General features: G+C 66.3%; 15 protein-coding genes. 13 read left to right on the top strand and 2 right to left on the bottom strand.

Features of this window, described 5'->3' with window-relative positions; all coding sequences use genetic code 11:
- The first annotated feature begins 9 nt into the window (after window positions 1-9).
- The 7 genes from rplF to ACYQPG_RS14025 all read left to right on the top strand — a co-directional run bounded on the left by rplF (window position 10) and on the right by ACYQPG_RS14025 (window position 4,611).
- The gene (rplF, locus tag ACYQPG_RS13995; protein WP_147898533.1) at window positions 10-543 is read left to right on the top strand and encodes a 50S ribosomal protein L6; all 534 of its coding nucleotides are present in this window, start codon (window positions 10-12) and stop codon (window positions 541-543) included.
- A gap of 10 nt (window positions 544-553) precedes the next feature.
- The gene (rplR, locus tag ACYQPG_RS14000; RefSeq protein WP_010686176.1) at window positions 554-916 is read left to right on the top strand and encodes a 50S ribosomal protein L18; all 363 of its coding nucleotides are present in this window, start codon (window positions 554-556) and stop codon (window positions 914-916) included.
- A 112-nt stretch (window positions 917-1,028) separates the two neighbouring features.
- Entirely contained in the window at window positions 1,029-1,616 is a 588-nt protein-coding gene (gene rpsE / locus ACYQPG_RS14005; protein WP_007557588.1) for a 30S ribosomal protein S5, read from the top strand.
- A gap of 12 nt (window positions 1,617-1,628) precedes the next feature.
- Complete coding sequence (gene rpmD / locus ACYQPG_RS14010) at window positions 1,629-1,820, top strand: 50S ribosomal protein L30 (protein ID WP_007557591.1); 192 nt, start codon at window positions 1,629-1,631, stop codon at window positions 1,818-1,820.
- 10 nt (window positions 1,821-1,830) lie between these two features.
- Window positions 1,831-2,337: a 50S ribosomal protein L15 gene (rplO, locus tag ACYQPG_RS14015; protein WP_147909522.1), complete on the top strand. Its 507-nt coding sequence runs from the start codon at window positions 1,831-1,833 to the stop codon at window positions 2,335-2,337.
- 154 nt (window positions 2,338-2,491) lie between these two features.
- On the top strand, window positions 2,492-3,838 hold the full coding sequence (gene secY / locus ACYQPG_RS14020; RefSeq protein WP_461231148.1) for a preprotein translocase subunit SecY: 1,347 nt from the start codon (window positions 2,492-2,494) through the stop codon (window positions 3,836-3,838).
- Window positions 3,839-4,008: 170 nt separating this feature from the next.
- The gene (locus ACYQPG_RS14025; protein ID WP_147853150.1) at window positions 4,009-4,611 is read left to right on the top strand and encodes an adenylate kinase; all 603 of its coding nucleotides are present in this window, start codon (window positions 4,009-4,011) and stop codon (window positions 4,609-4,611) included.
- 182 nt (window positions 4,612-4,793) lie between these two features.
- On the opposite strand, the gene ACYQPG_RS14030 is transcribed toward ACYQPG_RS14025, so the two are convergent.
- A complete protein-coding gene (locus ACYQPG_RS14030) occupies window positions 4,794-6,137 on the bottom strand; it encodes a glycosyltransferase family 61 protein (protein WP_461231149.1) in 1,344 nt (447 codons plus the stop codon).
- 682 nt (window positions 6,138-6,819) lie between these two features.
- Between ACYQPG_RS14030 and ACYQPG_RS14035 the strand changes: the two genes are divergently transcribed.
- Window positions 6,820-7,050 carry a hypothetical protein gene (locus tag ACYQPG_RS14035; protein WP_147940632.1) on the top strand — a complete coding sequence of 77 codons (231 nt, stop codon included), beginning with the start codon at window positions 6,820-6,822 and terminating at the stop codon, window positions 7,048-7,050.
- 10 nt (window positions 7,051-7,060) lie between these two features.
- On the opposite strand, the gene ACYQPG_RS14040 is transcribed toward ACYQPG_RS14035, so the two are convergent.
- Window positions 7,061-7,423, bottom strand: coding sequence for a hypothetical protein (locus ACYQPG_RS14040; protein WP_147909518.1), 363 nt, complete (start codon window positions 7,421-7,423; stop codon window positions 7,061-7,063).
- Window positions 7,424-7,674: 251 nt separating this feature from the next.
- Here ACYQPG_RS14040 and rpsM point away from each other — a divergent pair, with 251 nt between their 5' ends.
- From rpsM to rplQ, 5 genes are all read left to right on the top strand, one after another.
- Window positions 7,675-8,043, top strand: a complete 369-nt coding sequence (gene rpsM, locus ACYQPG_RS14045; protein WP_147853146.1) for a 30S ribosomal protein S13 — start codon at window positions 7,675-7,677, stop codon at window positions 8,041-8,043.
- 171 nt (window positions 8,044-8,214) lie between these two features.
- A complete protein-coding gene (gene rpsK / locus ACYQPG_RS14050; RefSeq protein WP_007557606.1) occupies window positions 8,215-8,604 on the top strand; it encodes a 30S ribosomal protein S11 in 390 nt (129 codons plus the stop codon).
- A gap of 25 nt (window positions 8,605-8,629) precedes the next feature.
- Entirely contained in the window at window positions 8,630-9,502 is an 873-nt protein-coding gene (locus ACYQPG_RS14055; RefSeq protein ID WP_419829656.1) for an MBL fold metallo-hydrolase, read from the top strand.
- 105 nt (window positions 9,503-9,607) lie between these two features.
- Window positions 9,608-10,627 (top strand): DNA-directed RNA polymerase subunit alpha, encoded by a 1,020-nt coding sequence (locus ACYQPG_RS14060; protein WP_147909516.1) that lies wholly within the window; start codon window positions 9,608-9,610, stop codon window positions 10,625-10,627.
- A gap of 193 nt (window positions 10,628-10,820) precedes the next feature.
- On the top strand, window positions 10,821-11,231 hold the full coding sequence (gene rplQ, locus ACYQPG_RS14065) for a 50S ribosomal protein L17 (protein WP_147909515.1): 411 nt from the start codon (window positions 10,821-10,823) through the stop codon (window positions 11,229-11,231).
- The last annotated feature ends 369 nt before the right edge of the window (window positions 11,232-11,600 follow it).

Consider the following 11,600-nt stretch of genomic DNA (forward strand, 5'->3'; position numbering starts at 1 on the left):
GGTTATCCCATGTCTCGCGTAGGCAAGAAGCCCGTTCCCGTGCCGGCCGGCGTCACCGCCACCGTCACCGGTCAGACGGTGAAGATGAAGGGCTCTAAGGGCGAGCTGCAGTTCGACGTCCCCACGCTGGTCAGCGTGGAGATGAAGGACGGCGCGATCTCGGTCGAGCCGATCAACCAGTCCAAGCCGGCCCGTTCCCTGTGGGGCACGTCGCGGGCTCAGATCGCCAACATCGCCGAGGGCGTGTCGAAGGGCTTCGAAAAGAAGCTTGAGATCACGGGCGTCGGTTATCGTGCGGCGATGGCCGGTAAGGCCCTCAAGCTGTCGCTCGGCTACAGCCACGACATCGAATACGCGATCCCCGCCGGGATCACGATCGTTACCCCGAAGCCCACCGAGATCACGATCACCGGGATCAACCGCCAGCAGGTCGGTCAGGTCGCCGCCGAGATCCGCGATTACCGCGGACCCGAGCCCTACAAGGGCAAGGGCGTGAAGTACGCGGGCGAGTTCATCTTCCGCAAGGAAGGCAAGAAGAAGTAAGGAGGGCATCATGTCTCGCAAGCTCGAAGCCCTCGATCGCCGCAAGGCGCGCGTCCGTCGCGCGCTGCGGGCGGCCGCCAACGGCCGTCCGCGGCTCTCGGTGTTCCGCTCGTCGAAGCAGATCTACGTGCAGGTCATCGACGACGTCGCCGGCAAGACGCTGGCCGCCGCCTCGTCGATCGACAAGGCACTCAAGGGTGAACTCAAGACCGGCGCCGATGTCGCCGCCGCCAAGGCGGTGGGCAAGCTGGTGGCCGAGCGCGCCAAGGCCGCGGGCGTCACGAAGGTGATCTTCGACCGCTCCGGCTACATCTACCACGGCCGCGTCGCAGCCGTGGCCGAGGCCGCCCGCGAAGGCGGCCTGGAGTTCTGAGGAACTCACCCCGCGCGGCGTGATACCCGCGCGGCCATTCCCTCCCGTTTCCGGCGAGGGGAATCGAGCGAGCGGGTCCGAGGATCCGCGCTAGTGAGATAGGTTAGACAACATGGCACGTGAACGGGAAGGCGGGGGCCGCGGCCGCCGCGACGAGCGCGAGGAGCGCGACAGCGAATTCGTGGACAAGCTCGTCCACATCAACCGCGTCGCCAAGGTGGTGAAGGGTGGCCGTCGCTTCGGCTTCGCAGCCCTCGTCGTCGTCGGCGACCAGAAGGGCCGCGTCGGCTTCGGCCACGGCAAGGCCCGTGAGGTGCCGGAGGCGATCCGCAAGGCGACCGAGGCGGCCAAGCGCGGCCTGATCCGGGTGTCGCTGCGCGAGGGTCGGACCCTGCACCACGACGTGAACGGCCGCCACGGCGCCGGCAAGGTGATCCTCCGTGCGGCTCCGCAGGGTACCGGCATCATCGCCGGCGGCCCGATGCGCGCCGTGTTCGAGACGCTCGGCATGCAGGACGTTGTCGCGAAGTCGCTCGGCTCCTCCAACCCCTACAACCTCGTGCGCGCCACCTTCGAGGCGCTTAAGAACGAGGACAGCCCGCGCTCCGTGGCGGCCCGCCGCGGCATCAAGGTTTCGAGCCTCCAGGCCCGTCGCCGCGACGCCGATCCGGCCGACCAGTCCGAAGCTGCGGTCGCGTAAGGGGAGGGTCCGATGGCACAGAAGACCGTCCGTATCGAGCAGATCGGCTCGCCGATCCGCCAGGAGGCCAGCCAGCGCCAGACGCTGATCGGCCTCAAGCTCAACAAGCTCCACCGCGTGTCCGAGCTGGAGGATACCCCCTCCGTGCGCGGCATGATCCGCAAGGTTGCGCACCTCGTGCGCGTCCACGGCGACGTGGCGTGAGGAGGCACCGATGAAGCTCAACGAGATCAGCGACAATCCCGGCGCAACCAAGAATCGGATGCGTGTCGGTCGGGGCATCGGCTCCGGCAAGGGCAAGACCGCCGGCCGCGGCGTGAAGGGTCAGAAGGCCCGGACCGGCGTGTCCATCAAGGGCTTCGAGGGCGGTCAGATGCCGCTGCATCGGCGCCTGCCGAAGCGTGGCTTCAACAACCTCTACGCCCAGGATCTGAACGAGGTGAACCTCGGCCGGATCCAGGAGGCGGTGGACGCCGGTAAGCTCGACAAGGCCGCGACCGTCACGGTCGACAGCCTCGTCACCGCCGGCATCATCGCCCGGGCCCGTGACGGCGTGAAGCTGCTCGGCGTCGGCGAGCTGACCGCGAAGCTCAGCTTCGAGGTCACCCGCGCTTCCAAGTCCGCCATCGAAGCGGTCGAGAAGGCCGGCGGCTCGGTCAGCGTCGCATTCGCCACCGGCGTGTCGACCCGCGGCGGCGCCAAGGCCGAGGCCACGGCCTGACGGCCGGCATGGGAGCGATGCGGGGCCCCGTTGCACGGTCCCCGCGCACCCTTTAAGCCGATCCTTCGAGCGGCGGCCCTGCGACCACGCGGGCCGCCGTTTTCAATTCATCCGGGCGCCGTTCGCCCGGCGACACTCCCAGGACGCGACGCTTATGGCCTCAGCCGCCGAGCAGCTTGCCGCCAACCTCAATTTCGGTGCCATCGCGAAGGCCGATGAGCTGAAGAAGCGCATCTGGTTCACGCTCGGCGCCCTCGTGGTGTTCCGGCTGGGCACCTACATCCCGATCCCCGGCATCGATCCGGAGCAGTTCGCCCGGAACTTCCAGCAGCAGGCTGGCGGCGTGCTCGGGCTGTTCAACATGTTCTCCGGCGGTGCCGTCGAGCGCATGGCGATCTTTGCCCTCAACATCATGCCGTACATCTCGGCCTCGATCATCGTTCAGCTGCTCACCTCGGTGATCCCGAGCCTGGAAGCGCTGAAGAAGGAGGGTGAGTCCGGCCGCAAGGTGATCAACCAGTACACCCGCTACCTCACGGTGGTGCTGGCGCTTGTGCAGTCCTGGGGCATCGCGATCGGTCTCCAGAGCTCGTCCGCGGCCATCGATCCCGGCCCGTTCTTCCTGGCCTCGACGGTGATCACGCTGACCGGCGGCACCCTGTTCCTGATGTGGGTCGGCGAGCAGATCACCTCGCGCGGCATCGGCAACGGCTCGTCGCTGATCATCTTCGCCGGCATCGTCGCCCACCTCCCGGTCGCGATCGCGGGCGCTCTCGAGCTCGGCCGCACCGGCGCGCTGTCGCCGATCATCATCCTGGGCGTCGCCGTGGCGGCCGTGGTGTTGGTCTACTTCATCGTGTTCATGGAGCGCGCCCAGCGCCGCCTGCTGATCAACTACCCGAAGCGCCAGGTCGGCAACCGCATGTACGAGGGCCAGACCTCGTTCCTGCCGTTGAAGCTCAACACGTCGGGTGTGATCCCGCCGATCTTCGCCTCGTCGCTCCTGCTCCTGCCGGCCACCGCGGCGAGCTTCTCCGCCAATGGCGGCAGCAGCGGCTGGCTTGGCACCGTGACGGCCTATCTGGGCCACGGGACGCCACTGTTCATGGCGCTCTACGCGGCGCTGATCATCTTCTTCACGTTCTTCTACACCGCGGTGGTCTTCAATCCGCAGGAGACGGCCGACAACCTGAAGAAGCATGGCGGCTTTATCCCGGGCATCCGTCCGGGCGAGCGCACCGCGGCCTTCATCGACAAGGTGCTGACCCGGATCACGGTGATCGGCGCCCTGTACCTGACTCTCGTCTGCCTCTGCCCCGAGATCCTGTCGTCCTACGCCTCGGCAAGCCTTGGCTTCGGCGGGACCTCGCTGCTGATCGTGGTCTCGGTGACCATGGACACGGTCGCTCAGATCCACGGGCATCTGATGGCGCATCAGTACGAGGGCCTCGTGAAGAAGGCCAAGCTGCGTGGCGCCTCGACCACGCAACGCCGCCGCTGAGCCTGCTACAGAGGCGGGACGAAGCCACCGCCGCGCCCGCCTCTCAGCAAAAGGTCTGGATGCCTCCGGGCCCGGGACCGACTAGAAAAACCCGAAACGGGCGATGCCGGGGAGGCTTCGTCAACCGCCGCTTGTGCCCGTAGAGAGTCGGGCCGGACGAGGACAACGCCATGCGCATCATTCTGCTCGGCCCCCCCGGCGCGGGGAAGGGCACGCAATCCGAGCGGATCGTCGAGCGCTTCGGCATCCCGCAGCTCTCGACCGGGGACATGCTGCGCGCCGCGGTCGCCGCCGGCACGCCGGTGGGCCTCGAGGCCAAGGCCGTGATGGAATCGGGTGGCCTCGTCTCCGACCGGATCGTGGTCGGGATCGTTGCCGACCGGATCGAGGAACCCGACGCGAAGCGCGGCTTCATCCTGGACGGTTTCCCCCGCACTGTGGCCCAGGCCGAGGCGCTGGCAACCATGCTGTCCGGCAAGGACATGAACCTGTCCGCAGTCGTTGAGCTCAAGGTCGACGAGGACGCGCTGGTCGGGCGCATCCAGAAGCGAGCGGCGGAGACGCTCGCGCGCGGGCAGGCGGTGCGCAAGGACGACACCCCCGAGGTGTTCAAGCAGCGCCTGGAGGCCTACCGGGCCCTGACCGCGCCGCTTTCGGACTACTACGCCAAGACCGGTTTGCTCCACACCGTCGATGGCATGCAGCCGATCGATACCGTGACCACGGAGATCATGGCGGTGCTGGAGCCGCACGCGGAACGCGTGGCGTCCTGACCAAGACCGCCGGTACGCCGCATCATTCGGCGGCCGGCCTTGTGATGAACTCGAAGCGCACGAAGCCGACGCTCAAGCAGCAGGCTGAGAGTGGTTCGATCCACTTTCGGTTGCGCAGACCTTAGGTTGGCGCAACGGCGATGATCGGCGATGGCGTCAGCGCCGTCGTTCTTCCAGGAAGATCACAGTTCTTCGACGGTACGGATCGTGTGCGGCTCCGTGTTCGGAGCGAGCCGCGAAGAATCTTGGCTGCCATCGGCGCCGACGCGAAGCGAGGCGTGGGGGTATATCCGGCCCGCAGGTAAATAGTTTCGAGCAGCTTGCCGGCATTCCTCACGACCCCCATCGAGCCATGCCAGAGCGCGGGCTAGGTGGTCTGGATCGAGGACGTAATCCGATTGCGCCGGCCGACCCGGATCGAGGGCCTTGCCGTAGCAGACGCCGTAGCGATGACCGCGCGCCGCTGCGAGGTCGAGATAATACGGATCGGTGAACGTTTCCGGGGCGAAGTATAGAATGCGCGTCCCTGGCGCGCAGAACAGTGTGTTCACCATCGCGGCGCCCATGCAGCCGACGACGCGCTCTGCACACGCGAAGGTCGCGGCCTGCTCCCGCGCTGAGATCCCCTCGGGATCGATCGGCTGGTAGCCGCGGGCCTGCAGGGTCCTGCAGAGGTCCACCCATCCGATCGGCACCCGGCCGCGATCACGTCGGCGAATCACGAACAGACGGGTCGGACGGCGCGGGGGCGATCGCCACCATCGCCGGTCCAGGCGACGCATCATCGCGATGGCCCGAACGGAAAGGTCTGCGAGAGCCTGGGGATGCTTCGGGCCAGGCAGACCAGCCATCGGCGAGGCAAAGTAGAGGTCCGCCGCCCGGTAAGTCGTATCCGGTCGCAGCAACCGAATCGTGACGTCCCGGCGTCCGAGCAAGCCCCGGAGAAGCTCGATCCGCATCCGGTCGGTGGCCGGGACGAAACCGTGCAGCAACAGGCAGATGGGTCTGCGGAGACCGGACAGGCAGTCCACTGCCAGGAGGCGCGGCAGGTCTTCGGCCAGCCAATGTCCCCAGTTGAAGGTCCCGGAGGATGTCAGCAGGAGATAAGCGCAGGTCTTCGGAAGGGTCGTGGTCGGCCCGCTGGCTCCCGGTTGCGGGGGCGTGACGAGATCGGAGGGACGGAAAGTCTCGAACAGGAGCAGCGTTTCCCCATCGCGGGAGACCGTGATGCTCCGGTTGCAGATGCTCGCATTGTCGATCCGAACCAAAACACAGGCCGGTGCGACCGCCTGGACGCCGCCAACGAAGGCGAAAGCCCGATCCAGATTCGGCCGGAGGGCGGGATCGGCGAAGATCGCGTCCGGATCGAGAGTGCGGGTGTAGCAGGCCGGATCGTAGAGATTCGCGACCGAAACGATCTCCGGGGCCGGCGTTGCGTGCAGTCGATGCAGCATATCCAGATCACCCGGAAAGCCGCCCGACGCATAGATCGATGGATCGCAGGAAATGTAGCGCGATGCGCACATGGACTCATGCGGATTGCTCCGCTCGTCGCCAAAGATATTTTATTTAAAACTCTGACGCTACCTAAGGTCAAGCAGGATTTACGCAGCATGTCTCCGCCGGAAGGCATTTCGCTTTAGCCTAATTGATCGACGTCAAATAATAATTTGGATTAATATATTGTATTGAGACACGAAATATTCTTACATTTGCGGCTTAAGGTGGATATGTGATCAAAAGTAGGTTCCGATCTTGCGAGCCGCGAGGAGCGAGCATGTAAAGGCTCAAACCGGTGATCACAGAAAACTTGGCGGTGCTGAGACCGCAGGCCGAGCGCGGCCCCTCCTGCCGCAAACGCCAGCATGCCGCATGCATTCGGATGCCGGCCGCTACCGGAGGACACATCCGTCAGTTCCATCTTGCGCCACGATCCTGCGCGCGGCGAGAAACCAGCAGGCGACACTCGCGGGGTGGCATCGACGGGCCGACCGGCCCTGCGGCGCGATGCGTCGGTCCCATGGGGCCGGCACCGAACGCGGTCCCATCACACAGCCCGGCATGCGCTTGGTCGCTCGACCGGATGTGCGAGATCTGATCGCCCGGTCGTGGGACGCCGTCTCGAACGACGAATTGCCCGGGATCGTAGCGTGCGGTGAACCATAGGCGCAGCCGGAGGTTGATGGCGAAACACGATCGGGAGTCCCGATGACCGCCCTCCGTATCCCCGTAAGCCTTCTGCTTCTGGCCGTGGTGCTGGCGCCCCTCCCGGTCGCGGCGCAGAGCCCCGCGCAATCCTTCGTCTACGGGGAGAAGCGTTTCCGGCATGCGTGTCGGCCGCCTCTCAAGTATGCGGCGGGTGCGTGCGTCCGCCGCTGCCCGGCCGGCTACCAGACGATGGGCGGTTATTGCCGGTACCGAAGCCAGCGATTCCGTTGACGCGGCGGCGTCAGCGATCCCCAGGCCCCTCCGCCCGCAACGCTCCAAAGAAATTGACGATGTCCATCGGCAGCGCGCGGCGTCCGAATAGACGGGTGGGATTGCCGTCGGTGCGGTCGTCGCGCAGTTCGACCATCGCGGTCATGCTGTTGTAGCGGAACACCATCCGGCGGCCCGCGAAGGTCGCCCAGAGCTGGCCGGGACCGTCATCCTCGGTTTGGAGTGCGATGGTACCGGGCTGGGCCTCGGTGAGGATGCCACCGACGACCGCAAGGATCACCGGGACGACTTCCTCGGCATTCTCTTCGGCGGCCCGAAGGACCGAGTCTGCGAAAGCCCGCAGGGTGGCGCCGTCGCTGGTCAGAACCGACATCTGTGCTCCCTCGGTGACCCTGGCATGGTCCGCGCGCGACGCATGGAAGCGCGGCCGATCGTTCACCAGTCGTTGACATCTGGGCCCGCGCACGCTAGCAGGCCCTCCTTCGTCCAATCGATCGCTGGTCCGAGGTGCCCTGTCCAGGGCCGCCCCAGGGCCACGTTGTCGTTTGGCGCGCGCAGGGGCCGGCCTCCACCGGACGCGCGCGATCAACGCCCGCATCGCCGGGCCTCAGATGGAGCGTGATCATGGCCCGTATCGCAGGCGTCAACATCCCGACAAACAAGCGCGTCGTCATCGCGCTCCAGTACATCCACGGCATCGGCTCTAAGAAGGCCGAGGAAATCACCCAGAAGGTGAACATCCCCGCCGAGCGTCGCGTGAACCAGCTCACCGACGCCGAGGTGCTGCAGATCCGCGAGACGATCGACCGCGACTACATCGTCGAGGGCGACCTGCGCCGCGAAGTTTCGATGAACATCAAGCGCCTGATGGATCTTGGCGCCTATCGCGGTCTGCGTCACCGCAAGCAGCTGCCGGTCCGCGGCCAGCGCACCCATACCAACGCCCGCACCCGCAAGGGCAAGGCGAAGCCGATCGCCGGCAAGAAGAAGTAATTCTCCACTTGGAAGGCCGTGCTGAGCTCGGCCTTCCTTCCGTCGTGTTGGTGTCCCGCGAGGGATCCCGCATCGGGCCGGACCGCCCTTCACGGGCGCGCCGGCCGAGTGCCTAGAAGAATCCCGAGCGCCTGGAATTACGGGCGCGCTTGAAGGAAGAGTGAGACCCGAATGGCCAAGGAACCGCAACGCGTCCGCCGGCGCGAACGCAAGAACATCGTGTCGGGCGTCGCCCACGTGAACGCTTCGTTCAACAACACGATGATCACCATCACGGACGCGCAGGGCAACACGATCTCGTGGTCCTCCGCCGGCGCGATGGGCTTCAAGGGCTCGCGCAAGTCGACGCCGTACGCCGCGCAGGTTGCCGCCGAGGATGCCGCCCGCAAGGCGTCCGAGCACGGCATGCGCACCCTCGAGGTCGAGGTGTCCGGCCCGGGTTCGGGTCGTGAGTCGGCGCTGCGCGCGCTCCAGGCCGCGGGCTTCACGGTCACCTCGATCCGCGACGTGACCTCGATCCCGCACAACGGCTGCCGTCCGCGCAAGCGTCGTCGGGTCTGAACCAGTCGGTTTGACGGAGAAGCTCATGACGGGATCGAAGCCGCTTCCGGGCGTGCTGCGTTGGAACCTCGGCGACCTCACGGTCACCGCGCTCAACGACGGCTGGTTTCAGGCCAGCCTCGATCTCGTCACGGGAATCCCGAAAGACGAAGCCGGCAAGCTCCAGGTTGCGGGCTTCCGCACCGAGCAGCCCAAGATCACGCTGAACGCCTTCCTGATCACCGGTGCCGGCCGCGAGCCGGTGTTGATCGATACGGGATACGGTGACTTTGCCCCGGTGGAGACCCTGGGGCGGCTCAGCACGGCTTTGGCGCTCACCGGCGTCAAGCCCGAGGAGATCGAAACCGTCCTGGTCACGCACCTGCATCCCGACCATGTCGGCGGGCTGGTCACGAACGGGGCGGCCCGGTTCCCCAACGCCGAGATCGTGGTGCATGCCGACGAGGCGGCGCACTGGCTGCCGGACGACGCTCTCTCGCGGGCGCCGGACGAGGCCAAGCCGTACTTCGAAAACGCCCGAAAGGCGGTCGCGCCCTACACCAAGCGGATGCGTGAGCATCGCGGCGGTGAGGTCCTGCCGGGGATCAGCGCGGTCCATCTGCCGGGTCATACCCCCGGGCATTGCGGTTTCCGCATCGTCTCCGGTGGACAGTCGCTGCTGATGTGGACGGACGTGGTGCACCTGCCCGCGATCCAGTTCAAGAACCCGGAGGCGGGTGTCGGATTCGACGTCGATGGCGACCAGGCGCGTGCGACGCGCAAGGCCATCATGGACGAGGTGGCGCAGGAGCGGACCTTCATCGCAGGTGCGCACCTGGAATTCCCGGCCCTCGGCTACGTGGATCGGGACGGGGCCGGGTACCGCTTCGTGCCGGCCCTCTGGGTCGGTGGCGAATAACAGACTTGAATTCAGGGACCGTTCGGGGCGCCAGGGGGCGGCGCCGGGCGGCCGAAGCGCGGGAACGGGTGTCGCGGATCCCGAGCATGGACGAGAGGTAGGATCGTGGTCATTCAGAAGAACTGGCAGGAACTGATCAAGCCGAACAAGCTGCAGGTCTCGACCGGCGACGACCCGAAGCGGGTCGCCACCGTCGTGGCCGAGCCGCTCGAGCGCGGCTTCGGCACCACCCTGGGCAACGCCCTGCGCCGGGTGCTCCTGTCCTCGCTCCAGGGCGCGGCCGTGACCTCGGTGCAGATCGACGGCGTGCTGCATGAGTTCTCCTCGATCCCGGGCGTCCGCGAGGACGTCACCGACATCGTCCTGAACATCAAGACCATCGCGATCCGGTCGCAGACCGATGCGCCCAAGCGCATGACCCTGCGCAAGACCGGCCCGGGCACCGTCACGGCGGGTGACATCGGCACGGTCGGCGACATCCAGATCCTGAACCCGGAGCTGGTGATCTGCACGCTGGACGACGGCGCCGAGATCCGCATGGAGTTCACGGTCGCCACGGGCAAGGGTTACGTTCCGGCCGAGCGCAACCGTCCAGAGGACGCGCCGATCGGCCTGATCCCGGTGGACGCGCTGTTCTCCCCGGTGACCAAGGTCAGCTACCGCGTCGAGACCACCCGCGAGGGCCAGGATCTCGACAAGGACAAGCTGACGATGACGATCGAGACCAACGGTGCCGTCGGCCCGGAAGACGCGCTGGCCTATGCCGCGCGGATCATCCAGGACCAGCTGCAGGTCTTCGTGAACTTCGAGGATCCGCGCAAGGAAGAGGCTGCCCCGCTGGCCCCGCAGCTGCCCTTCAACCCGGCTCTGCTCAAGAAGGTCGACGAGCTGGAGCTGTCGGTCCGGTCGGCGAATTGCCTGAAGAACGACAACATCGTCTACATCGGCGACCTGATCCAGAAGTCCGAGGGCGAGATGCTGCGGACCCCGAACTTCGGCCGCAAGTCGCTCAACGAGATCAAGGAAGTGCTGGCCGGCATGGGCCTGCACCTCGGCATGGACATCCCCGGCTGGCCGCCGGAGAACATCGAAGATCTCGCCAAGCGCTTCGAAGAGCATTACTGAGGCGAAACGGCTTCGGGCCGGACTGGGCGGCGCTGTACGGTGCCGTCCGTCGGGCCTGGCCAGATACGGACCTCCGCAGACCTGACGCGAAGTCCAAAAAATCCCGCCGCGGGGTTACGCGGATAACAACAGCCTCGATGAGGCACCCGGCCGTACCGTGGCACGGCGGCCGAGATGAGAAGGAAGCCAAATCATGCGTCACGGTTATCGCGGTCGCCGCTTCAACCGCACAGCTGAGCATCGCAAGGCGATGTTCGCCAACATGTCGGTCGCGCTGCTGAAGCACGAGCAGATCGTCACCACCCTGCCGAAGGCCAAGGACTTGCGTCCCGTGGTCGAGAAGCTCGTCACCCTGGGCCGTATCGACAGCGTGCACACCCGCCGTCTCGCCATGGCGCAGCTGCGCGACGGCGACATGGTCAAGAAGCTCTTCGCCGTGATCGGCCCGCGCTACCAGGGCCGTCCGGGCGGCTATCTCCGCATCATGAAGGCGGGCTTCCGCAAGGGCGACAACGCCCCGCTGGCCGTGATCGAGTTCGTGGATCGCGACGTCGAGGCCCGCGGCAAGGATTCCGGTCAGGTCGAGGTCGCCGAGGCGGCCTGAGCGAAGCTCCAACGATCCAGCTTAAGAAAGCCGTCCCGGGACCGTCCGGGGCGGCTTTTTCGTGTTCGTGCAGAGCCCAAAAAAACCCGCCGGCTTGCGCCGGCGGGCCTGAAGCAGGGTCTACGTCTCGAAACGTCTCGGGAGCTCGCCCTGGCGGTCAGTGTCGGCCTGACCGGGAACTCGACCGCGCGGCAGCTTCGAAACCTCTATCCCTGCCGATCCTTGTTGGGTGGATCGTCCTGATCCGTGTCAGCATCGCGCCGACTGCCTGGGAAGATACCGTGATTGCTCATGGTTCACCTCCACGATCGTAACCCGGAGCGTGACGGCTCCGTGGAGGATCAATGAGCCGGTAACACGCTGGTTCCC

It is taken from the genome of Methylobacterium sp. CM6246 (assembly GCF_054818005.1).